Below are 22,528 nucleotides of genomic sequence, written 5' to 3'. Positions count from 1 at the left end.
ATGACTAAATTGTTGAGGGCGCTATTATGACCAAGCGGTTGTTTGTTCGGAGGTAAAGGCAGCATATAAAAGGATTTTCACAATAAATTTTTTATGAGCCTAATTTTTTTTGTTAAACACTTAGAAATAACAATTTAAAATTTATCCCTATAAAATTAAGAACTTACTATCTTATTGTTGTAAATGCTAGGCAATAATAAGTGTTTTTAAATTATACGCTTTTAACTCCGGCGGGAAAGTCGGGAAGATAGAAAAGGTTGTAGCATAGTAATATATTACTTTACTATAGGCACAATGTCTCTCCAACTTCCAGACTTACCAACTTTCGGACTTCCCATTTTATTTCAAGCCCAGTCTAAACTTCCTAGCTGTATCTTTTGCAATATCATAACCTGCATCGGCATGTCTAATAACGCCCATTGCAGGGTCATTATGTAAAACACGTGCTAATCTAGCTTTTGCATCAGCAGTTCCATCGGCTACTATAACCATACCCGCGTGAATAGAGTATCCAATACCTACACCTCCACCGTGATGTAATGACACCCAACTTGCTCCACCAGCGGTGTTAATTAAAGCGTTTAAAACTGGCCAATCTGCAACAGCATCAGATCCATCCAGCATTGCTTCTGTTTCTCTATTTGGTGAAGCAACAGAACCTGTATCTAAATGATCTCTACCTATAACAATTGGTGCACTTACTTCGCCATTAGCGACCATTTCATTAAATGCTAAACCAGCTTTTTCTCTTTCTCCTTGTCCAAGCCAGCAAATGCGAGATGGTAAACCTTGGAAAGCAATGCGTTCTTGCGCCATATTAATCCAACGTTTTAAACTTTCGTTCTCAGGGAATAATTCTAAAATCTTTTTATCAGTAGCTAAAATATCTTCTGGATTACCGCTTAAAGCTGCCCATCTAAACGGACCTTTACCTTCACAAAATAATGGTCTAATATAAGCTGGTACAAATCCTGGGAAATCAAATGCATTTTTTACCCCTGCTTCTAAAGCACGACCACGTAAATTATTGCCATAATCGAATGTAATGGCACCTTTAGATTGCAATTTCAACATTTGTTGAATATGCTTTGCCATGGTAGAATACGATTGTTTTATATATTGTTCGGGATTTTTTTTCCTTAATTCAGCCGCCGCCTCTACATCTAGTCCTTCTGGGAAATAACCAATTAAAGGATCGTGAGCAGAAGTTTGATCTGTAAGTGTATCTGGAATAATATTTCTATCGATTAACCTCTGTAATAATTCTACCGCATTACAAACAACACCAATAGATAATGCTTTTCCATCCTTTGCATAATTTACAGCTTTATCAATTGCTTCATCAATATTATAACTGATTTCGTCGATATATCTTGTGTCTAAACGTTTTTTAATTCTCCATTCTTCAACATCAGCCGCTAAACAAACACCTTCGTTCATGGTAATTGCCAAAGGTTGAGCACCGCCCATTCCGCCTAAACCCGCCGTAACGTTTAATTTTCCTTTTAGACTTCCGTTAAAATGTTTTTTAGCCAATGCAGCATAAGTTTCATAGGTACCTTGAACAATACCTTGCGAACCAATGTATATCCAACTTCCAGCTGTCATTTGTCCATACATCATAAGCCCTTTATCTTCTAATTCGTCAAAATGCGCTTGAGTTGCCCATTTGGGTACCAGCTGACTATTAGAAATTAATACTCGAGGAGCATCTTTATGAGTGGGTAAAACCGCGACTGGTTTTCCTGATTGAACTAAAAGCGTTTCGTTTTCCTCTAAATTTTGTAATGCTTTTATAATTAATTCTAAAGATTCTTTATTACGAGCAGCTTTTCCGCGACCGCCATACACAATTAAATCTTCTGGTCTTTCTGCAACTTCAGGATCTAAATTGTTTAATAACATGCGTAATGCCGCTTCTTGTACCCAACCTTTACAAGATAGTTTGGTTCCATTTGGAGTTAATTTGGTAGATAAATTTAAGTCTTCTAACATGATAATTATAAACGTATTGTTACGCCCCAAATGTAAAACATTTATTTTATTTCGCTATTTTTGAAAGAGTGATCATAAACAAAAAAAATATAGCCAAATATTTAACCCTCTTTTTATTGGGGGTTTTTGCTTTGGGGATAACTCCATGGGAGGCATTTCATGATCATTCATCTACCATAATTGCAGATAGCAATGAACGAGATTGTTTACATAGTGGACACGTAAAAGCTAAACCTGAAAAATGTATCGTTTGTGTTTCACATTTCGATTCGATATTTATATTAAATTCTTCTTTATTTAAATATGTTGAAAAAGCAGTTCAACTTAAATATGTTGAAGGGCTATTTAATACTTCATTTACCAATTTAATCTCAACCCCTTTAAGAGGGCCACCATCAAGGGTTTAACTTTTGTTAATTTAATTTATGCCTTTCAGGCAATGTTTACCTTGTTATATTAAAATTATGAGATTATTACGTCATATATTGACATTATGTATAGCGATAGGCTATATTTCTACTACTTTCGCAATTGGCGAAGTAGAAATTAAAGGAATTGTGAAAAATTCTGAAACCGGACAACCTATTCCGGGGGCATCTGTTTATATTTCAGATTTAAAATTAAAAACAGTTAGTGATGCCGATGGTGTATTTCAATTTAAGAATGCACCAAGCAAAGGCAGTTTTTTAGTAGAAGTAAAATATATAGGTTATAAAACTTTATCTAAAATGGTGGATTTTTCTATCAATCAAACCATAGAATTTGTATTATATCCAACCATTATAGAAAGCGAAGAGGTTGTAATTACTGGTACACCTTTTAGTTCAAGTAATAAAACGAACAGTTTGGCCGTAGTTTCTGTAAACAGGGAAAAACTAACTGAACAAGGGGGTACGAATTTAGTAGATGCCATGTCGCGTATTCCTGGGGTTTCTCAAATATCTACGGGGGGTGGTATTTCTAAGCCTACCATTAGAGGTTTGGGGTATAATAGAGTGCTTACCATTGCCGAAGGAGCGAGAGAAGAAGGGCAACAATGGGGAGATGAGCATGGTATACAATTTGATCAGTTTGCTGCTGCAAGAGTAGAAGTGCTTAAAGGACCAGCCAGTTTGTTATATGGTTCTGACGCATTAGGTGGAGTTATAAATATTATTGATGATTTGGTGCCGGAAGAAGGTGTAACGAAGGCTGGTTTTACCACATCTATTCAAAGTAATAATGGACTCTCTGCAAGCTCTTTAATGTTACAAGGTAATAATAAAGGATTTGTTTATCGTGGAAGAGCATCTTATAAAAATGCACATTCTTTTGGCTATAAAGGAGCTCATGTTCCAAACTCAGGATTTAATGAATTAAACGGAAGTGCTATGCTTGGGTTTAATAAATCGTGGGGATATACCCATTTAAATATTTCTAGTTTTAATTCGGATTTAGGCTTGGTTGAGGAAGGACCTGATGCATTAGGAGATTATTACAGCCATGATGGAGATTTAGTTTCGCGATCTGAAGCTAGAAAAAGAAAAATTGAAACACCTTTCCAAAGAATAAATCATTTAAGAACTACTTTAAACAGTAATATTATTTTAGGAGGAGGCCAATTAAAGTCTGTTTTTGCATATCAGAATAATATTAGAAAAGAATTTGAAGAAGATGTTAATGAGGTTGGATTACAATTGAATTTGGAATCATTTACTTACGACGTTAAGTATTCTTTACCTTCTAATAACGGGTGGGAATCTACATTTGGTTTACAAGGAATGTATCAGCAAAATGTGAACCGAGGACATGAATTTTTAATTCCAGATTATAACAGCAATAATGTTGGGGTATTTGGTTATTTAAAAAAGAATTTTACTGGCGGTGCGGTAAACCTTGGCTTGCGTTATGACTATAAAAATATGGATGGGAAGGAAATGCTTGAAGATCATGGAAACCATTCGCACGTAATTTTTGATTCGTTTTCAAATAATTTTTCTAATCTTTCTGGATCAATCGGTCTGGCTTATGAATTAGCACCTAATTTAATTTTTAAAGCAAATGCTGGTTCAGGATTTAGAGCACCAAATATTGCTGAATTGGGGTCTAATGGAAAACACCACGGAACATTTAGATATGAGATAGGGAATGCTAATTTAAAACAAGAAACTAGTTTACAATTTGATGCTGGCTTAGCTTATTCAGGAGACAAAATTAGCGTTGGTTTAAATGCATTTAGCAATACAATCTACAATTATATTTTCCCTGCTCAATTAAATGGAGAAACCATAACTTATGCAGATCACCATGGTCATTTAGAAACTTTACCTGTATTTAGGTATATTCAAGATGATGCTTTATTAATTGGAGGAGAGGCAAATGTTGATTTTCATTTTATTGAATCTTTGCATTTCGAGAATAGTTTATCCTATGTAAAAGGAAAAAATAAAATTACAGGCAATGCATTGCCATTTATTCCTGCTGCAAATATTTTAAATGAAATTAGGTACGAGCCAAATATAAAAGGATTAAGCTCAGCTTATGTTAAAGTGGGTGTTAATAATGTGTTTTCTCAAAGCAGGATAGATGTTTTTGAAGAAAAGACGGATTCTTACTCGTTGCTTGATGCTGGGCTTGGATTTGGAGTTAAAAGTAAAGCTGGAAAAATAAACTTCTGGGTTACTGGACAAAACCTAACCAATAAGAAATATTTTAATCACTTAAGTAAGTATAAAATTGAAGGTATTTATAACCAAGGTAGAAGTGTAGCTGTTGGTGTTAATTTACCTATATTATAGCAAGTAATTCTAAAATTTTAAACCCCTAACTTAAAAAAGTTAGGGGTTTTTTGTTATAAATCAATTAAGATTTTAAAAATTATTTAATTGATTTTCAATTAGTTGAATTATTTTTTGTTTTTATTTTTTGGTTTATTGTAAGTCATTACTACATTAGTGTATTATTTAACTAATACACTATGATAACAATTAAAGATTTGCACTTTGGCTATTCCCCAAAAAGGGTATTATTTAAGGATATCTCCTTGAGTTTAAAGGCCGGTCATATTTATGGGTTATTGGGCAAGAATGGAGCTGGAAAATCTACCTTATTAAAGAACATTGCCGGATTGGTTTATGCTCAAGGAGGAGAAATTTCGGTATTAGGTTTTGACCCATCAAAACGCCACCCGGGATTATTGGAGGAAATATTTTTTGTTCCTGAAGAACTATTTCTACCAGCATTAAATTTAGATGCATTTGTAAGAATCAACGCGTCTTTTTATCCAAAATTTGACCACAACTATTTTGCCACACTATTAAGAGAGTTTGATGTTCCAATGGCTCAAAAGTTATCGGAAATGTCGTACGGACAAAAGAAAAAAATGATTATTTGTTTTGGTCTGGCATCCCAAACGAAATTAATAATCATGGATGAGCCAACCAATGGTTTAGATATTCCATCTAAAGCTCAGTTCAGGAAAATAATGGCTTCTGCATTAACAGAAGATAGATGCATAATCATTTCAACGCATCAAGTTAGAGACCTGGATAACTTAATTGACACAGTAATTATGCTAGATAGCAATAAACTTGCTTTGATGGCGTCTGTTGAAGAAATCACAGAGAAATTAACTTTTAAAAATGTAGATCAGCTTCAAGCGGATGTAATTTATGCAGAACCTTCTTTAAATGGATATCATGCAATTTTACCAAATAGGGGAGACGATTACAGTAAGTTAGACATTGAGTTATTATTTAACGCAATCGTTTTGGAAAAGGAAAAAATCAATCAACATTTTAACGCATAACTATGAACAATACATTTGAAATGAGTCGATTCGGCAATTTATTGCGCAGGCAAGTTCAAGAGTTTGGTAAGATATATTTAATCAGTTTAGGAATTCTAGTTGGAGTTTTGGTCTTAATTTATTTTCTCAATGCTCCAAATTATAAAAATCCTTCAATAGAAGACTTAAACATGTACTTCAGGTATCCAACTTTTATCACCTTATGTTTTCTATTTATAAGTGTTACGTCGAGCGCTTACTTCGCATCATTAGGTAATAAGCCTAGAGCGATAATAGAAATAATGTTGCCTTGTTCTCGCATAGAGAAGTTTTTAGCAGGGATATTATTTTCAGCTATTCTTACCACTATATCGTTCTTGGCCATCTTTTTTATAATGGACCAGGTTATGATACTGTATATTTCATCTAATATGGTAGAAAAGCAAGAGATATTAGGATTTTGGCAGATTTTAAAATCATCAGATGCTTATCCATATTTTATATACCCATCATTAGTTATTTTTTTACTGATTTCCAGTTTATATATGACCGGGTCTATATACTTCGAGAAATACCATTTCCTGAAAACATCAATAAGCTTAATGATTATAATTAGCGCATTAAGCTGGGCAATTTTTAAAACCTCTCGTTTTTTGTTCGATGGAAAATTTAGAAAACAGACCACCAATGTAAATCTTGATGGAAACGAATTGGCACTTATTATATCCGGAGTTTTATTATTGGTAACCTTATTTATTTGGTATGTAGGGTTTGTTAGATTAAAAGAAAAGGAAGTTTAAATCGTACATTATGGAATTTAAAGATAACAAAGCCATATATCTCCAAATTGCAGACTATGTTTGCGAACAGATATTATTGGGAAAATGGAAAGATGAGGGTAAAATACCTTCCGTTAGAGAGCTTGCCATAAATTTAGAAGTGAATCCTAATACGGTTATGAGAACCTACGAATTGCTTCAGAATAAACAAATTATAAACAATAAGCGTGGAATTGGATTTTTTATAGATGAACATGCTGAAAAAAATGTTATTTCATTTAGAAAGGAAAATTTTGTTAATGACGATTTACCTGCTTTCTTCAGAAACATTTATTTGTTAAACATCAGCTTTGCTGAACTTGAGGCAAAATATCAGCAATATTTAAAAGAAAATTTTAACGTTACTAATTCTTAACCTTATGAAAAAAAGTAATAAACTAATAATAGCATTTCTTGCATTACTCTATGTTGTTCCAATTAGTGCAATGGTTTTTGATTTAAAAAATTATGAAAAGGGGAGCTATGATCAACAGGAAAGTGCTATCTTAAAATTTAACGACAAATTAGAGGGGTTTGAGGAAGAAAAATTTAATCAGCCAATAAAAGCAATTCTAATAGAAGGGAATAAAAATTTATATGTGACGGTAAATTTTCATAAAGATGAACAATCTGGGATAAAATTTAATACCTCTATTAAAGATCAGATTAAAACCTCTATTGATGCAGATGGAAATTTAAAAATTTCAAAAACTTCAACATCTGATAGGAATAATTATTTAACACTTCATGTTTATGGAAATGCTCTTGACCTCATAAATTTTAAAAATGGGGATGGATTGAATTTAGTTGGTAATTACGATTCAATTGTTGTAAATATTGATCAAATTAGAAAGTTTGAGGCAAATTCTACATCAACGTTTAGTTCATTAAGCATTAATGCTCAAAATGTATCTACTGTATCTATTTATAGCAAAACAAAAGATGTTAATATTGGATTAAATAGCGGTAAAATATATTGGTATAGCGATGCGCCAGAGAATTTAAAATTAAACTTGGAAAAAACAGAAGTTGAATTCTTGCATGAAAATACAGATAAAAAAGAATCAAATTCATTGCATTTAGTAACAAAGGGGCAGAACTTGATTGATTTCAATAAAAATAAATTTAAGTCGGTTTCAGGTGACGTATCTGATTCTACAACTTTACTTATGCCTGTAGTTTATCTTAAAAATTTAATTAAATAGTTTATAAGTATTTATAAATTTTATCCCTTCAGCAATATCAGTAGATAATATTCTATCGGTAGAATTGAAGGAAACAGTTTGGCGAAATGCTGAAACTAAATCATTTAATTTTGAAGAAGTTTGCGCAGGTTTCCTTAAATCAAGGGCCTGCGCTGCTGTTAATAATTCAATTGAAAGTATACGCTCTAAATTATTTAGTACTCTATAACATTTTGTTGCTGCATTAGCCCCCATGCTTACATGGTCTTCTTGTCCATTACTGCTTACTATGCTATCTGCAGAGGCAGGGGTACAAAGTTGCTTGTTTTCACTCGCAATAGATGCTGCGGTATATTGAGTAATCATCAATCCAGAATTTAAGCCAGCATTTTTAACTAAAAACGGAGGTAATCCTCTCTGACCTGAAATTAATTGGAAGATTCTGCGCTCAGAAATAGAGCCCAATTCTGATAAAGCAATAGCTAGAAAATCTAAAGTAATCGCTAATGGTTGTCCATGGAAATTTCCAGCAGATAAGATTAAATCGTCATCAGGAAAAACATTTGGATTGTCTGTTACTGAATTAATTTCTCTCTCAAAAACAGAAGTAACATAGTCGATGGTATCTTTACTAGCACCATGAACTTGAGGAATACATCTAAAAGAATATGGATCTTGAGTTTGCTTTCCTGGTCTATTAATTAATTCGCTTCCTTCTAAAAGAGAAGAAATCTGTTGAGCAACCCAAATTTGCCCTGGGTGAGGCCTAATTGCGTGGCTGTGGGGCATGAAAGGGTCAATTCTTGCATCAAACCCATCGATTGCAATGGCGCCTATTGCATTGGCCCAATTCATTAAATCGTGTGACTTTAATAAAATATATGTGCCATAAGCGCTCATAAATTGAGTGCCATTAATTAGTGCTAAACCCTCCTTGCTTTGTAATTTAAGTGGAGATAAGTTTAAAATATTTAAAGCCTCGCTGGCTTTTATGTCTTCACCTTTGTAATTTATAATCCCTTCGCCAATAAGTGGTAAGGTTAAATGAGCCAATGGCGCCAAATCACCAGAAGCACCTAACGAACCTTGGGTGTATATAACCGGATACATTTGGTGGTTGTAAAATTCGATTAACCTTTGTACAGTATCTAATGCAACCCCCGAGTGGCCATATGCTAAAGATTGTATCTTTAGGATGAGCATTAATCTTACAATTTCATTAGGGACTCTTTCTCCTGTTCCGCAAGCGTGCGATAAGAGTAAATTATGTTGTAATTGAGATAAGTCTTCGTTTGCAATTTCTACATTTTGTAAATAACCAAAACCTGTATTGATTCCATAAATTGGTGCTTCAGACCTATTTATTTTATCATTTAAAAAAGTACGACATTTCTGTATGTTGTGAATACTGTTTTCAGAAAGAGCAATAGTATAATTATTTTCTATAATCTCTTTTAATGCAGAAATAGTTAATGGTTTAGAACCTATTAGAAATGTTGTCATAGTTTGGATTTACTTAAAGGCCAAATTTATAAAATAACCTCAAGTTTAACAGTAAGAAAGTAATTACTAAAATATATTAATTGAAATTTTAAATAAAATAGGGTGGTTTTGACTAATTATCGTCACTTTCTAAAATTTCCAGTTGTATTAATATTTCTTCCTTCGTAATAGGGAAGCTAACATTATTTCTAATGTGTTGATAAACGTCTTCAAATAAACCTAGCATATTTCCTTTTTTACCTGGAATATCTTTAGAAATAAAACTACCATCTTCCATAGCTAAAGTTAGTTTGCCGCAATGTTTGGGCTTTTCTATTCCAAATTCTGGTTGATTTGGTTTTATTTGATTTATAGATTGAATCTCTTGAGTATCTGAAAAGGGCTTTATGAACGTGCCTTTTGTTCCGTTAATTACAATTCCGGGAATCGGATTTGCGGTCAACATACTTACGGTTATAAAAACATGAATTTGATTTGGGTAAACTAAATGAAGGTGACCGAAATCTGGAACTTGTCCATTTTCACGATATACGCCTGATGATTTAAAGTATTTTAAAGGTTTTCCAAATAGACTAATTACCTGATCTAATATATGTGCACCTAGATCATATAAAATACCACTAGCTGGATACTTTTCTTCCTTAAATTTTTTTGGGCCAATTTGAGCTTTATATCTATCGAATCTAAAATTAAGTTCTATTAAATTCCCTAATACTCCAGAATTTAAAATTTCTTTCACAGAAAGGAAGTCGCTGGAGTATCTTCTATTTTGATACACCATTAATTTCAAATCATTTTTTTCTGCAATTTCAAATAACTCTTTTGCTTGTTGATGGGTAGCGGTAAAGGGTTTTTCTACAAGAACATGTTTTTTAGCTTTAAGAGCAGCTAAAGTATGCTCGTAATGCAAGTAATTGGGTGTGTTTACTATAATTAGTTCTAATTCAGTATCGTTTATTAAATCGTCTATTGAAGTGTATAGCTTGATGTTGGGATAATCATTTAACGATTCATTCTTTGTTCTTTCTACCACAGCACAGAGTTGGAACCCGGGATGGGCTTCGATAAATGGGGCATGAAATACCTTTCCCGACATGCCGTATGCCATTAATCCAACTTTAATTTTCTTCAAATTTGAAACACTTTCCATACTCAAATTTAAACATTCGTTTGAGGTTATTAAATTAAAAAGGAAATGAATAGAAAGTGTAATGGGTTATATTGTGTAAATTTGAACTATGAAACCTGCCGAAATACATGCGAAATGGAATTTATTGCAAAATAGAATTGCTGAAGACTTTGACGCTGAAAAACCAGATTTAAAAGTTATGCTATTTTTAATAGGTGTTCAAGAATTAGGACAAGGACCTAGAAAATTTAGTAAACGACAAAAGGAAGAATTAATGCATATTGCCACTTGTAGATTATTGAGCGAGATGGGTTTTTACGAATTGGAAGGATTAGATCAAGATGGCTGGCCACATTGGAAACTGGTTAAACCAATTCCGGCATATGCTTCATTAGAACAAGAGCTACTTTTAAAGTCATTAATTGTTGAATATTTTGAAGCACTAGACAGAGAAATAGAACAAATAGATTAAAAAAAGCCCATTAAAACTTAATGTTTTAATGGGCTTAATAATTCAAGTTATATTAAAAGATTAATTACCTTGATTTTTTGCTTCTTGTTTTAATTGATCATTAGCAACAATTACAATTTCTACGCGACGATTTTGTGATCTTCCTAAATCAGTTTCATTATCAGCTATTGGTTCTGTATAACCTTTTCCTATGGTTACTAATCTAGAAGCTGGTACACCTTGAGAAACTGCGTATGCTTTTACTGCCGCTGCTCTTCTTTCAGATAATCCTAAATTGTACTCAGCTGTTCCTCTACTATCAGTATGCCCGATTATTTTAATATCAGTTCCTGGATATTGATTTAAAGAAGAAGCTAAACTTTTAATATTTGATTTTGCTACATCTTTTAATTCAGATTTGTCGAAATCAAACAAAATACCATTGTCAAATTTCACAATAATACCTTCACCTTCTCTAATTACCTCTGCATTAGGTATTGCATTTTTAATAGCTTCTGCTTGTTTATCCATTCTTTTACCTATGAAACCACCAGCAGTTCCACCAATTGCAGCTCCAATTATGGCTCCAACAGCTGTATTACCTGCTTTTTTGCCGATTAATGCGCCTACCGCTCCGCCTGCTGCAGCACCAATACCTACTCCTTTTTGTGTATTAGTTAAACTTTCGCATCCCGAGAATATCATTAAGCCTGTAGCTAAAGCGATGCTTAATGCACCTAATTTAAATCTTTTCGTTTTCATATGATTCACTTAATATATTAGTATTATTTCATTGGGCAAACACAATGCCAAACAATAATTATCATCCTATAAACGTTATAAAAAAAATATAGTTTTAGCTAATTTTTAATTTAAATCTTGGTTATTCTGAAAAGTAAGATTCTAATTCGCTGAGACTTGACTCATTTGTTTTAAAATCTTTAATGATTTTGCCTTTTTCTAATAAAATAATCCTGTCACATAAATCTGTCACATGATTTAGATCATGACTAGAAATTAACGAAGTGAGGCCGAGTGTAGATTTTAATTTGTTTTTTAATCTAATTTGGGTTGACGGATCCAAATTGGCAAATGGTTCATCTAAAATTAAAACTTCCGGATGTTGTAATAAAGCGGCTGCGATACCAACTTTATTTTGATTGCCTTTGCTAAAATCCCTTATGTATTTATTTCTGTTAAGGATTTCGCCATTAAAGAATTCTTTCTGTTTAATTAAAAATTCCTCAACATCAGCCATATTTATCTGGTATAAATTGCCAATAAATTCGAAATATTCCTCGGGAGTAAGGTAATCAATTAAAAAACCTTCGTCTAAATAAGATGCTGTATAGCTTTTCCATTCGTCCGATTTTTGGACGTTAATTCCTTTAGAAAGAATTTCTCCAGAATCTGGCTTGATTAAATCTAAAATCATCCTAAATAGGGTGGTTTTTCCGGCCCCATTGTTTCCTACTAGTCCAATAGTTTCTCCAGCTTCTATTTTTAAGTGATCTATATGTACAACTTCTTTGCCGCCATAAGATTTAATAAGGTTAATTATTTCTATCATGATTATTCTCTAAAACCTTGTGCAATTTTATATTTTTTAGTTTCTAACTTTTTCGAGATGTATTTTACAAATAAAGGCTGAAGGCTAAAAGCGATTAAGCCAATTAAACCAATGGTAATTAGACCAGCGTATGGCATGTTTGCAGCGTTAAATGGCCAATAAATCAAGTATGGAAGAACAATAATAGGGATCATTAAAATATATTGTGTAGCTCCAACTCCTTGATAATTAAATGATGCGCCTTTTTCTAAATCTAATTTTTTATAGTTGTACAAAGCAAAATACAGCACAGTTGTACTACTTACCCCTATATTAAATAGATAAGTAACAAAGTGAAGGAGGATTAGCTTCCAGCTAATAAATGCATAAAAAGTAGAAATCGCGAAAATTAATGTCGAAGAAAGATTAAATAATAAATATTTTCCCTTTATAAAGTCTTCAAAGTTCATTTTAAGGCTTAATAAACCATCAAAATGACTGCTTTGCCATGCAAACATAAATTGGCCATATATTAAAATCGAAATTCCTGTTACAAAAACTGCAGAAAAAATCATCGTAATAAATTTATCCGCTTCAAGATATTCATGCTTATAGAATATTAATCCATAAAATAAAAAGAAGGCACTCATAGTAATTGCGCTTTTAGATCGTTTATGGCGTAGAATTAATTTAAGTTCTAATGCAGCAAGTAATCCGGCTTTTCCAAACCTATCTAAAAACGAATAATTAGCACTTTTTTTAATTTCTTTTTTCTCACTAAGGCTTTCTATGTATAGATTGTTTAATAAATATCGCTTGTTAATAGAAAACATTATCCACGCCAAAGCAACAAAAATTAGCGTTAAATAGGGCATATTTACTAAGTAATCGAATAGAATGCCTAATTTTCTAAAGGATATAAGATTAAAATAGTCTAATGCAATAATTAAACTTATAAATGCTAATAAGGAAGCAAAATATAAGATGTTATTAATTGATTTTCTTTTAATAAAAAGCACCAAATAATTGTTAAAAACACTTAATGATATAATTGCAATAATTAAAGCAATTGCACCTAATACTCCGTATTGAGGTAATATTATTCTAATTATAAACGGAAGTGTTAAGATTATTGGAACTGCATTGAAGAAATTAATGAATGACCGAATATTTAGAAAATTAACGATCTGTGATTTTTTTATTTTTAAATGCAGATATGGAACTATACTTATTGTAGGTAATTCTTGAAGTTGAATTCTAGATGCGAGCTCAATAATAAAATAATAGAAAATAAAGCCATTAAAAATTTGGATAACATCCGAACCCGGAGAAAATTTATTTATTAATTCTGGTAAAGAAATACCCAAAATTATGGCTACTACCAAGAAATAAATCATTAAAAACCCGAGAACAATTTTACTCGCTAGGTTGGTAGATTTTCCTTTGCTTCGCCAAAACTCAATCCATTGATGAGATAAAAAAATGAAGTTCATTTTAATAATTATATTTTGTATTCCAATTTGATTTTAATTTTTCCCGGAGTTTATTTTCTGCTGGATTATTACCGGGATCGTATATTTTAGTGCCACTCAACTTTTCGGGTAAATATTCTTGTGTGATAAAATTACCATCATAAGCATGAGCATATTGATATTCTATACCATAACCTATTTCTTTCATTAATTGAGTAGGGGCATTCCTTAAATGTAAAGGGACTGGCAAATCTCCTGTTTTTTTAACTAATTCTTGAGCTGTATTAATAGCCTCATAAGCGGCATTACTTTTTGCTGAAGAAGCTAAATAGGTTACACACTGAGCCAATATTATTCTTGATTCAGGATAGCCAATCACATTAACCGCAGTAAAACAATTATTGGCCAATAATAGTGCATTTGGATTTGCATTTCCAATGTCTTCGGATGCTAATATTAAGAGTCTCCTTGCAATAAATGAAGGATCTTCTCCACCTTCAATCATTCTGGCTAACCAATAAACAGCTGCATTTGGATCACTGCCTCTAATAGATTTTATAAAAGCAGAAATTATATCATAATGTTGTTCGCCTGACTTATCATACAAAGCTAAGTTTTGCTGAACATGCTCTAAAACCTTTTCATTCGTGATTTCAACTTTATCTCCGCCAATTCCATTTATCGCGATTTCAAATATGTTTAATAGTTTTCTTGCATCGCCACCCGAAAGTCTAATTAAGGCTTCATATTCCTTAACAACTATTTTCTTTGTTTTTAGAATAGCATCTTTTTCAATGGCATTTTCTATTATGGAAATGAGTTCTGCCTCTGTTAAGGGTTGTAAAATATAGACCTGACAGCGCGATAATAATGCAGAAATTACTTCAAATGAAGGATTTTCTGTAGTTGCACCAATTAAAGTTACTAACCCTTTTTCAACTGCACCTAATAAACTGTCTTGTTGAGACTTACTAAACCTATGTATCTCATCAATAAATAAAATGGGTTGCCCCATAAAACTGCCTTTAAGCGAAGTAGCCTTTTCAATTACCTCTCTAATATCTTTTACACCCGAATTAATGGCACTCAAGCTAAAAAATGGGCGATCTAAAGTTTCAGAAATAATATTAGCTAATGTAGTTTTGCCAATTCCTGGAGGTCCCCAAAATATTAATGAAGGTAATTGGCCACTTTCAATTGCTTTTTTTAAAACACTATTTTCTCCTACCAAATGTTTTTGGCCTACATAGTTTTCTAAGGATATTGGACGCATCCTTTCTGCTAATGGAGGATAGTTGGTCATATTCTAAAGGTAAAAAAAATGTCTGAAAATAATTAATGAAAGACCTCAATATTAATTAGGCTTTTTAAATTTCCATGGTTTTCTTTTTATTCCTTTTTTATGGGTTGATGGAAGTGGCTCAGTTTGAGTTATCTCTATAGCTTTAATTTCGTCGGGTAGAGGAATTTGTTTGATTTTATTCCCTATTAACTGCTCTATGTTCTCTAACCTTCTTTTATCTCTTTGATTGATAAATGTAATGGCAGTCCCTTTGGTAGCAGCTCTAGCGGTTCTTCCAATTCTATGAACATAATCTTCAGCATCTTGCGGTGCGTCAAAATTAACCACTAAATCTATTCCTTCAACATCAATACCTCTACTTAATACGTCGGTACCTATAATAACAGGTAAGTTTCTGTTTTTAAATTTTAAAAGAATTTGTTCACGCTCTTTTTGATCTAGGTCTGAATGAAAAGCTTCTGCATTTAAACCCAATTGCCTCAACGATTTCCCTAATTTTTTCACTTTTTCTTTCGTAGAAGCAAAAACAATTATGCTTTTATAATCCCCTTCCTTTAGAATCTTTTGAAGTAATGGTATTTTATGGTCGTCGTGTGCTAAATATATTTGTTGATCTATACCTTCCGCAGGTTTTGAAATAGATATATTAATTTGAGCAGGGTTATTTAGTAATTTACTTGCCATTCCTCTAATTTTTGGCGGCATGGTAGCAGAGAACATAACCGTTTGGCGTTTTTTAGGCAAATAGCTAACAATACGCATAATGTCATCATAAAACCCCATGTCTAACATTCTATCAGCCTCGTCTAAAACTAAATGTTCTAAATGCTCTAATTTTAATAAGCCAGATGATAGGTGAGAAATTAATCTGCCAGGTGTTGCAATAATTATATCAACCCCTTCTCTCATAGATCTCTTTTGTTGCTCGTAAGCGATACCATCGCCACCGCCAAAAACCGTTAAAGAACTTATATTGGTGAAATATGCAAGTGCCTCAACTTGTAAATCAATTTGTTGAGCCAACTCTCTTGTGGGAGCTAATATTAACGTGTTGTTGTGCCTGTTTTTAGATATTCCAATTTTATTCATAATTGGAAGTAAGTAGGCTCCAGTTTTTCCTGTCCCAGTTTGGGCGCATGCAATTAAATCTTTACCTTCTATAATTAACGGAATAGATTGTATTTGTATGGGAGTTGCTTCCTTGAAACCCATTGCCGAAATGCCTTCTTGAAGCTCTGAGTTGAAATTAAATTCTTTAAAGTTCAATAGTTCTTTTTTTGTAAAAGTATTTCATTTTATATCTAATTCCAATTTATTTATTTCTATCGGCATAACCAAACACCTGTTGTAACAGCGGACTTGTTCTGGCATTTATATTTAGTCTGATTTTTGCTTCTTCGACTGCTATTTCTTGAAATAAACCTTCAATGGCCTTTTGAGTTACATAGGCTGATAAATCTGTATCAATTGGGGTTTTAGAAATTAAATTATATTTACTACTTACTTCACCCCAATATTTCGTTGCTCCAACCTTATTTAGCTGTAGCTGTATAATTGGTTTAAATTTTTCTGTTAATTGATAGCTTGTTGCGCTTTTAAAATATTCTGTGGCAGCATTAGTGCTTCCAAATAATATATTGTATGCATCGTTAATGGTCATTTGCTTTATGGCTGTAATAAAAATGGGCTTTGCTTCTATAACCGCTGTTTCAGCGGCTCTATTTATAGTTAATATCACATTGTCTGCTAATCTTCCTAATCCAATATTTCTTAAAGCTTGTTCCGCTTTTTGTGCTTCCTTTGGGAATAGAATTTTTAAACTAGAATTGCCCAAAAAACCATCTTTTTGAGCTAATCTGCTTGAGCTAATTGAGGCGCCAACTTCTAATGCTTCCTTTAATCCAGAAACAATTTGAATAGTTGAAGGTTTATTTATTTGGCCGATAATATTATTTAATTGAGCTTGAGATTGAACATCACAGCCTGAATTTACAATGCTAATAAATAATGCAGTTATGCATATTACTTTAATTGATATATTTGATTTGAATAGTAACATATTTTTGTGTTTATAGAATTTAGGCAAAGGTAATGTCAATTTTTGAACAATTATTTATGGATTAAAGCATCATATTTGATTTGAACTTCATTCGAAATAAAACTTCTTCACTTTTAACAGATACAGAGCTTTTAGATGCATATAGGCAATCTTCTGATCTAGAAATACTTGGGCAATTGTATGCCAGGTATATGACACTGGTCTATGGAGTTTGTTTGAAATACTTTAAAGATGAAGAAAAAAGTAAGGATGCAGTGATGCAGATTTTTGAAGAATTGGTAAAAAAATTAAAAATTCATCAGGTTCAAAATTTCAAAAGTTGGTTGCACGTAACTACAAAAAATTATTGTTTAATGTTGTTGCGTAAGGAGTCAAAGTATCAAATTTCATCTATTGATGATGAAATTATGGAAATGGAAGATTTTGAGCATCCTATTGTAATAGAAGATATTAAGGAAGAAAAGTTAAGCATTATGGAAAAATGTTTAGAAACTTTAACGCCTGAACAAAAGATAAGTGTAGAGTTGTTTTATTTGAAGGAAAAGTGTTATAAAGACATTTCTTCAATCACTGGATTTGAGTTGTTAAAAGTAAAGAGCTATATCCAGAATGGTAAACGTAATTTAAAAATTTGTATAGAAAAAAATTCAAGTGAGTAAAGAAATTTTAGATTTTGAGTTACTAGAAGCTTATTTAGATGGCAAGCTTTCTTCAGAAGAAATGTATTTTGTTGAGCGAGAGGCTCTGGAAGATCCTTTTGTTTATGATGCATTGGAAGGACTTTCTAACTCTAGTAATCGGATCGCCGTACTTTCATCATTACAGAAACAGTTGAGGGCACGAATTGCGGCTGCTCCAGCAAAAAAGGAACGATGGCGGATAGAAACACATCGCTTAAGTATTGCTGCTACAGCAGCGTTGTTATGCACTACAGCTACGATAATTTATTGGATGCAAGGAAATTTCAATAAGGAAGACAATAAACCTGTAGAAGTGAATTTAACAGAAATTGGCGCCTTAAAAGGGGTGGAGAAAATAGGAACTGTAGGTGCACTTAAAGATTCAATCACTTTAATAAATAAATCAAATGCACCAGTGGTAGCAAGTATTAAGCAACAGACCACTCAAAAAACTCAAGAAATTCCGGCATCAGAAAATGTAGTAGCTGCAAGAAGCAGTATGAGTTTAAGTTCAGCTGAATCGAATATTATTAAAGGAAAAATTTCGGATGAATTAACAGGGAGTCCGATTAAAGGGGCTCAGTTAATTAGGAAATCGGATGGTTTTAAATTGGATGTTCCGCCAACTGGAGAATTTTCAATTGAATCTAAAGGTGGAGAACAAGATGTTTTTATTATTAAGGCCGTTGGTTATGTGCCAAAAGAAATAAAAATAACGACTTCAGAAGAGGCAAAGATTTCCTTAAGAAAGGAAATCTAAGCTCAACTAAGTTTTTTTAAATTACAATAAAGAAACTTAAAATATAATATAGTATGGCAGCTAAAGCTGCTGAAACTGGGATGGTTAATCCCCACGCCCATAATAATTTAATAGTAACACCCCATTTTACTGCCGATACACCTTTAGTTACACCAGAACCAATAATAGATCCAGTAATTGTATGCGTAGTACTTACAGGTATTTTTAAATGTTCTGTGAAATATAAAGTTAAAGCACCAGCTGTTTCTGCTGTAACTCCTTCGAAAGGAGTAACTTTAGTAATTTTTGATCCCATTGTTTTCACAATCTTCCATCCACCACTTAATGTTCCAATAGCAATAGCTGAGTAACAAGCCAATGGAATCCAAGCTGGCATATGTCCGGTTAATTCTTCTCCGTTAGCACCAATAGATGGTAATGAAACCTGTAACGAGCTTGGTAAATCGGTAATATTAACGCCACTTGTGTTTATATATACTACAACAGCTGCAGCAATAATTCCCATCACTTTTTGAGAATCATTTCCACCGTGTCCTAAACTAAATGCTGCAGAAGAAAGCAATTGCATTTTCTTTAACCAAGCAGTAGATTGATTTTGGTTTAGGAAGCTGAATATTAAACAGAATGAACTAACTGATAATATAATAAATGCTACTAAAAGCCATTTAAGGTTATGGGATTCAAATATTACAGATAGAAATTTAGAATCAAAACTTGGATGAGGTATATCCCTGTAATAGATCATCTTACTATCAATAAATATGACAGTAACAACCATTAAGGTAAGTGTAAATAATTTTGGCCAAATACTTCTTTTAGCTGAATGTAATAACCAAATTGAAATAGCATAGGATACAATGGCACCAATTAGTGGGGCAAGAACGATAAAGCCAATGATTACCAAAACACCAGTAGGCATATGGCCTGCTTTACCTTCGTTATACCAAACTACTACATCTAATCCTGCATGGGCAATAGCAGCACCTGCAAATCCCCCAATTAAAGTATGTGATGAACTAGAAGGAATTCCGAACCACCAAGTGATTAAATTCCAAATAATTGCCGCAATTACACCCGCCAGAATAACAATTAAGTTAATCTGCATGGTATCTGCTGTTTTTGCCACGGTATCTGCCACGCCGAATCCAAATACCCAATATGCTAGGAAGTTGAAAAAGGCTGCCCAGCAAACTGCTTGAAAAGGCGTTAATACTTTTGTAGCTACAATCGTTGCAATCGCATTTGCTGCATCATGGAATCCATTGATGTAGTCAAAAACTAATGCTAATGCAATGATTACTAATAGAATTGTTAACATAATCGTAAATCTAGATTAAGCATTTTTAACTAAAATAGATTCTAAAACATTAGCTGCATCTTCACATTTGTCTGTTGCAATTTCTAAAGTTTGAAGAATTTCTTTTTGTCTGATTAGTTCAATTGCATCTTTTTCAAATTCAAATAATCTTGCGATTGCAATGTTGGTAACATAGTCAGCTTGATTTTCGCCACTATTAATTCTAACACATGCATCAGCAATAACTCTAATGTTTTTAAAGCTACGCAATTCACGAACTGCTTTATCTAAATCGCGACACATTTCAACTAAGATTTCCGCTAGTTTAATCATTGTTTCGCTAATTACAACAACATTGTAAAGTTCTATATTACTTGCAGTTGCATGAACATAGTCGGCAATATCGTCTAACGCACTTACCAATGAGTGAATGTCTTCACGATCAAAAGGAGTGATGAAATTTTTACTTAGCTCAATAAAGATTGTATGCGTAATATCGTCGCCTACATGCTCTAGTCGCTCAATTTCTTTAATTAATTCTCTACGTTGATCTAAATCTTTTGTAGAAACTGTTTCTAATAATTTTTCAGCAATTAAAAGCACATTTGAAGATGCTTGTTCGAATAGAGGCTGAAACGCTTTATCTTTTGGCGTGAAAAAACTAAAAATACTGGTCATACCTATTTTTTTGGTTAAACAAAAATAAGTGACCAATGTTAAGTTAATGTTAACAAGGTTAATTATTTTACACGATGTAGCGTAAAAGCGAAAGTTGTGCCAATATATGGCGTACTTCTGACAGAAATAGTCTGTTCGTGAGCTTCTAAAATATGTTTCACAATGGCTAATCCTAACCCAGTACCGCCAACTTCTCTACTTCTATGAGAATCTACTCTATAAAATCGTTCAAACAATCGGATCAGGTGTTTTTCTTCAATCCCAATTCCGTTATCAGTTATTTCAATTAGGTATTGATCATGAAGTTCGAATATTTTTATATCAGTTGTTCCATTTTCTCTACCGTACTTAATTGAGTTTTGAATTAAGTTTATTAAGACGGTTCTAATTTTTTCTTTATCTGCCAATACTATAGCCGGAGTTGTGTATTTGTCTTGAATTTGAAGTTTAATTTTCTTTTTTAGAGCATTATCTTCCAAATGGGTTAGCGTTTCCTTGGCTAATAGAACTATATCAAACTTCTCATAATTCATTGAAATTTCGCCAGATTCTAATTTAGATATGCTTTCTAAATCATTTATCAGATAGCTCAATCGCTCAACGTTTTTATCGGCTTTATTTAAAAAATGCTTTGCCTGCTCTGGATCGTCGGTAATACAATCGTGGAGCATTTCTATATAACCTTGAATTGCAAATAATGGAGTTTTAAATTCATGGGAAACATTTGATAAAAACTCCCTTCTAAATAATTCTTGCTTTTTTAACGATTCAATTTCAATCTTTTTTTCACCAGCCCATTCCTTTACTTCTGCTTGAACATCGTTTATTGGATCGGCACTAACATACTCACCAATAGCATCTTTTAAATCTTTGCCGAGCTTTAAGCTATGAATAAGTTTATAAATAAGTTTGATCTTAGAGTAAATGTATTTTTCTATTAAATAGTAGAAAACGATAAAACTTATAGAAAACGAAATTGTAAATGAAATTAAAGAATATTTCCAACTATGTTGAAAATAGAAATTTACAAGTCCGATAGACAATCCGACAGCTAGTGCAGTAATAAATACCAATACACGAAGTTTCATGATGCAATTTACACCTTATATATTAATTTATTGTTAATATATTGGAGATGTAATAAAGGATGCTATGATAAATTGGAGGATGGGTAGTTAAATCGATTCAGGGCTGTGGAATTATTGTTGTTTATTTAAAAATAGGATTATTTACCTTCCCATTCTGCATAAAATTGCTGCAAATATTCTTCCATAAATTGATGGCGTTTCAAAGCTAATTCTTTCCCTTTGTTGGTATGAAATTTATCTTTTAACAACAGTAATTTTTCATAAAAATGATTAATGGTAGTTCCATTAGAATTTTTATAAGCTTCTTTATTCGTGAATTCTGTTGGTTTTATATTTGGATCGTAAAGTACTCTGTTTTTAAAGCCACCGTAAGTAAATGCCCTCGCAATTCCAATTGCTCCAATTGCATCAAGGCGATCAGCATCTCTAACTATATGAAGTTCTAGAGAGTCAAATGCCTGATTTTCGAAACTTTGTTTATATGAAATATGTCTGATTATGTTTGCTACGTGGTCTTTAACAGATGATTCTAAACCTAATTTGCTCATAAATTTATAAGCAATTGTTGGGCCCAGATCTTCATCCCCGTTATGAAACTTTGGATCAGCTATATCGTGTAAAAGACTACCCAGGGCAACAATTAAATCATTGCCTTTTTCCGATTCATTAATTTGAAGAGCGTTTTTATATACTCTTTCTATGTGAAACCAATCGTGCCCTGCTTCGGCTTCTTGTAGTTCCTGTTTTACAAATAGAATAGTTTCTTCAATAATTGTTTTTAAAGCAGCTTCCATTC

At 32.6% G+C, this 22,528-nt stretch carries 22 protein-coding genes; 9 read left to right on the top strand and 13 right to left on the bottom strand.

The genetic code is table 11. The features are described 5' to 3' along the window. Positions 1 to 339: 339 nt before the first annotated feature. Complete coding sequence (gene hutU / locus VRU49_RS02470; RefSeq protein ID WP_330145192.1) at positions 340 to 1,995, bottom strand: urocanate hydratase; 1,656 nt, start codon at positions 1,993 to 1,995, stop codon at positions 340 to 342. 68 nt (positions 1,996 to 2,063) lie between these two features. Here hutU and VRU49_RS02465 point away from each other — a divergent pair, with 68 nt between their 5' ends. The 6 genes from VRU49_RS02465 (at position 2,064) to VRU49_RS02440 (ending at position 7,784) form a co-directional block, all read left to right on the top strand. Then, on the top strand, positions 2,064 to 2,402 hold the full coding sequence (locus VRU49_RS02465) for a hypothetical protein (RefSeq protein WP_330145191.1): 339 nt from the start codon (positions 2,064 to 2,066) through the stop codon (positions 2,400 to 2,402). 57 nt (positions 2,403 to 2,459) lie between these two features. Then, on the top strand, positions 2,460 to 4,772 hold the full coding sequence (locus VRU49_RS02460; RefSeq protein ID WP_330145190.1) for a TonB-dependent receptor: 2,313 nt from the start codon (positions 2,460 to 2,462) through the stop codon (positions 4,770 to 4,772). A 179-nt stretch (positions 4,773 to 4,951) separates the two neighbouring features. Then, a complete protein-coding gene (locus VRU49_RS02455; RefSeq protein WP_330145189.1) occupies positions 4,952 to 5,782 on the top strand; it encodes an ABC transporter ATP-binding protein in 831 nt (276 codons plus the stop codon). Positions 5,783 to 5,784: 2 nt separating this feature from the next. Further along, entirely contained in the window at positions 5,785 to 6,561 is a 777-nt protein-coding gene (locus VRU49_RS02450) for a hypothetical protein (protein ID WP_330145188.1), read from the top strand. Positions 6,562 to 6,571: 10 nt separating this feature from the next. Next, the gene (locus VRU49_RS02445; protein ID WP_330145187.1) at positions 6,572 to 6,955 is read left to right on the top strand and encodes a GntR family transcriptional regulator; all 384 of its coding nucleotides are present in this window, start codon (positions 6,572 to 6,574) and stop codon (positions 6,953 to 6,955) included. Between the two features lie 4 nt (positions 6,956 to 6,959). After that, entirely contained in the window at positions 6,960 to 7,784 is an 825-nt protein-coding gene (locus VRU49_RS02440) for a hypothetical protein (protein ID WP_330145186.1), read from the top strand. On the opposite strand, the gene hutH is transcribed toward VRU49_RS02440, so the two are convergent. After that, positions 7,773 to 9,266 carry a histidine ammonia-lyase gene (hutH, locus tag VRU49_RS02435; RefSeq protein WP_330145185.1) on the bottom strand — a complete coding sequence of 498 codons (1,494 nt, stop codon included), beginning with the start codon at positions 9,264 to 9,266 and terminating at the stop codon, positions 7,773 to 7,775. The two genes, VRU49_RS02440 and hutH, sit on opposite strands and share 12 nt — an antisense overlap. A 112-nt stretch (positions 9,267 to 9,378) precedes the next feature. Further along, positions 9,379 to 10,416: a Gfo/Idh/MocA family oxidoreductase gene (locus VRU49_RS02430; protein WP_330145184.1), complete on the bottom strand. Its 1,038-nt coding sequence runs from the start codon at positions 10,414 to 10,416 to the stop codon at positions 9,379 to 9,381. A gap of 88 nt (positions 10,417 to 10,504) precedes the next feature. Between VRU49_RS02430 and VRU49_RS02425 the strand changes: the two genes are divergently transcribed. After that, positions 10,505 to 10,867, top strand: a complete 363-nt coding sequence (locus tag VRU49_RS02425; protein ID WP_330145183.1) for a hypothetical protein — start codon at positions 10,505 to 10,507, stop codon at positions 10,865 to 10,867. Positions 10,868 to 10,927: 60 nt separating this feature from the next. Here the strand turns inward: VRU49_RS02425 and VRU49_RS02420 are convergent, their stop codons facing one another. The 6 genes from VRU49_RS02420 to VRU49_RS02395 all read right to left on the bottom strand — a co-directional run bounded on the left by VRU49_RS02420 (position 10,928) and on the right by VRU49_RS02395 (position 17,229). After that, entirely contained in the window at positions 10,928 to 11,608 is a 681-nt protein-coding gene (locus VRU49_RS02420) for a YiaD family glycine zipper/OmpA-like lipoprotein (RefSeq protein ID WP_330145182.1), read from the bottom strand. 121 nt (positions 11,609 to 11,729) lie between these two features. Continuing rightward, positions 11,730 to 12,416, bottom strand: a complete 687-nt coding sequence (locus tag VRU49_RS02415; protein WP_330145181.1) for an ABC transporter ATP-binding protein — start codon at positions 12,414 to 12,416, stop codon at positions 11,730 to 11,732. Positions 12,417 to 12,418: 2 nt separating this feature from the next. Next, positions 12,419 to 13,888 (bottom strand): DUF5687 family protein, encoded by a 1,470-nt coding sequence (locus VRU49_RS02410; RefSeq protein ID WP_330145180.1) that lies wholly within the window; start codon positions 13,886 to 13,888, stop codon positions 12,419 to 12,421. A gap of 1 nt (position 13,889) precedes the next feature. After that, entirely contained in the window at positions 13,890 to 15,170 is a 1,281-nt protein-coding gene (locus tag VRU49_RS02405) for a replication-associated recombination protein A (protein ID WP_330145179.1), read from the bottom strand. Between the two features lie 51 nt (positions 15,171 to 15,221). Beyond that, a complete protein-coding gene (locus tag VRU49_RS02400) occupies positions 15,222 to 16,436 on the bottom strand; it encodes a DEAD/DEAH box helicase (RefSeq protein ID WP_330145178.1) in 1,215 nt (404 codons plus the stop codon). A gap of 46 nt (positions 16,437 to 16,482) precedes the next feature. After that, positions 16,483 to 17,229 (bottom strand): DUF4197 domain-containing protein, encoded by a 747-nt coding sequence (locus tag VRU49_RS02395; protein WP_330145177.1) that lies wholly within the window; start codon positions 17,227 to 17,229, stop codon positions 16,483 to 16,485. Positions 17,230 to 17,309: 80 nt separating this feature from the next. Between VRU49_RS02395 and VRU49_RS02390 the strand changes: the two genes are divergently transcribed. Both VRU49_RS02390 and VRU49_RS02385 read left to right on the top strand, forming a co-directional pair. After that, complete coding sequence (locus VRU49_RS02390; protein WP_330145176.1) at positions 17,310 to 17,888, top strand: RNA polymerase sigma factor; 579 nt, start codon at positions 17,310 to 17,312, stop codon at positions 17,886 to 17,888. After that, a complete protein-coding gene (locus tag VRU49_RS02385) occupies positions 17,881 to 18,669 on the top strand; it encodes a hypothetical protein (protein WP_330145175.1) in 789 nt (262 codons plus the stop codon). The genes VRU49_RS02390 and VRU49_RS02385 overlap by 8 nt, the downstream gene beginning before the upstream one ends. A 16-nt stretch (positions 18,670 to 18,685) precedes the next feature. Here VRU49_RS02385 and VRU49_RS02380 read toward each other — a convergent pair whose 3' ends face one another. The 4 genes from VRU49_RS02380 to VRU49_RS02365 all read right to left on the bottom strand — a co-directional run bounded on the left by VRU49_RS02380 (position 18,686) and on the right by VRU49_RS02365 (position 22,526). After that, entirely contained in the window at positions 18,686 to 19,987 is a 1,302-nt protein-coding gene (locus VRU49_RS02380; RefSeq protein WP_330145174.1) for an inorganic phosphate transporter, read from the bottom strand. Between the two features lie 15 nt (positions 19,988 to 20,002). After that, positions 20,003 to 20,644: a DUF47 domain-containing protein gene (locus VRU49_RS02375; RefSeq protein ID WP_330145173.1), complete on the bottom strand. Its 642-nt coding sequence runs from the start codon at positions 20,642 to 20,644 to the stop codon at positions 20,003 to 20,005. A gap of 62 nt (positions 20,645 to 20,706) precedes the next feature. Continuing rightward, positions 20,707 to 21,732 carry a sensor histidine kinase gene (locus VRU49_RS02370; RefSeq protein WP_330145172.1) on the bottom strand — a complete coding sequence of 342 codons (1,026 nt, stop codon included), beginning with the start codon at positions 21,730 to 21,732 and terminating at the stop codon, positions 20,707 to 20,709. 137 nt (positions 21,733 to 21,869) lie between these two features. After that, a complete protein-coding gene (locus VRU49_RS02365) occupies positions 21,870 to 22,526 on the bottom strand; it encodes an HD domain-containing protein (RefSeq protein WP_330145171.1) in 657 nt (218 codons plus the stop codon). Positions 22,527 to 22,528 lie beyond the last annotated feature (2 nt).

The sequence above is a fragment of the Pedobacter flavus genome (genome assembly GCF_036324285.1).
GTDB lineage: Bacteria > Bacteroidota > Bacteroidia > Sphingobacteriales > Sphingobacteriaceae > Pedobacter > Pedobacter flavus.
Note: the sequence above shows the minus strand (reverse complement) of the source record. Positions and strands in the feature narration are given on the sequence as shown.

Coding starts and splice junctions, on each gene's coding strand:
- hutU (WP_330145192.1), bottom strand. CDS start 1,995: ATGTTAGAAGACTTAAATTTATCTACCAAATTAACTCCAAATGGAACC.
- VRU49_RS02460 (WP_330145190.1), top strand. CDS start 2,460: ATGAGATTATTACGTCATATATTGACATTATGTATAGCGATAGGCTAT.
- VRU49_RS02455 (WP_330145189.1), top strand. CDS start 4,952: ATGATAACAATTAAAGATTTGCACTTTGGCTATTCCCCAAAAAGGGTA.
- VRU49_RS02450 (WP_330145188.1), top strand. CDS start 5,785: ATGAACAATACATTTGAAATGAGTCGATTCGGCAATTTATTGCGCAGG.
- VRU49_RS02445 (WP_330145187.1), top strand. CDS start 6,572: ATGGAATTTAAAGATAACAAAGCCATATATCTCCAAATTGCAGACTAT.
- VRU49_RS02440 (WP_330145186.1), top strand. CDS start 6,960: ATGAAAAAAAGTAATAAACTAATAATAGCATTTCTTGCATTACTCTAT.
- hutH (WP_330145185.1), bottom strand. CDS start 9,266: ATGACAACATTTCTAATAGGTTCTAAACCATTAACTATTTCTGCATTA.
- VRU49_RS02430 (WP_330145184.1), bottom strand. CDS start 10,416: ATGGAAAGTGTTTCAAATTTGAAGAAAATTAAAGTTGGATTAATGGCA.
- VRU49_RS02425 (WP_330145183.1), top strand. CDS start 10,505: ATGAAACCTGCCGAAATACATGCGAAATGGAATTTATTGCAAAATAGA.
- VRU49_RS02420 (WP_330145182.1), bottom strand. CDS start 11,608: ATGAAAACGAAAAGATTTAAATTAGGTGCATTAAGCATCGCTTTAGCT.
- VRU49_RS02415 (WP_330145181.1), bottom strand. CDS start 12,416: ATGATAGAAATAATTAACCTTATTAAATCTTATGGCGGCAAAGAAGTT.
- VRU49_RS02410 (WP_330145180.1), bottom strand. CDS start 13,888: ATGAACTTCATTTTTTTATCTCATCAATGGATTGAGTTTTGGCGAAGC.
- VRU49_RS02405 (WP_330145179.1), bottom strand. CDS start 15,170: ATGACCAACTATCCTCCATTAGCAGAAAGGATGCGTCCAATATCCTTA.
- VRU49_RS02395 (WP_330145177.1), bottom strand. CDS start 17,229: ATGTTACTATTCAAATCAAATATATCAATTAAAGTAATATGCATAACT.
- VRU49_RS02380 (WP_330145174.1), bottom strand. CDS start 19,987: ATGTTAACAATTCTATTAGTAATCATTGCATTAGCATTAGTTTTTGAC.
- VRU49_RS02375 (WP_330145173.1), bottom strand. CDS start 20,644: ATGACCAGTATTTTTAGTTTTTTCACGCCAAAAGATAAAGCGTTTCAG.
- VRU49_RS02370 (WP_330145172.1), bottom strand. CDS start 21,732: ATGAAACTTCGTGTATTGGTATTTATTACTGCACTAGCTGTCGGATTG.
- VRU49_RS02365 (WP_330145171.1), bottom strand. CDS start 22,526: ATGGAAGCTGCTTTAAAAACAATTATTGAAGAAACTATTCTATTTGTA.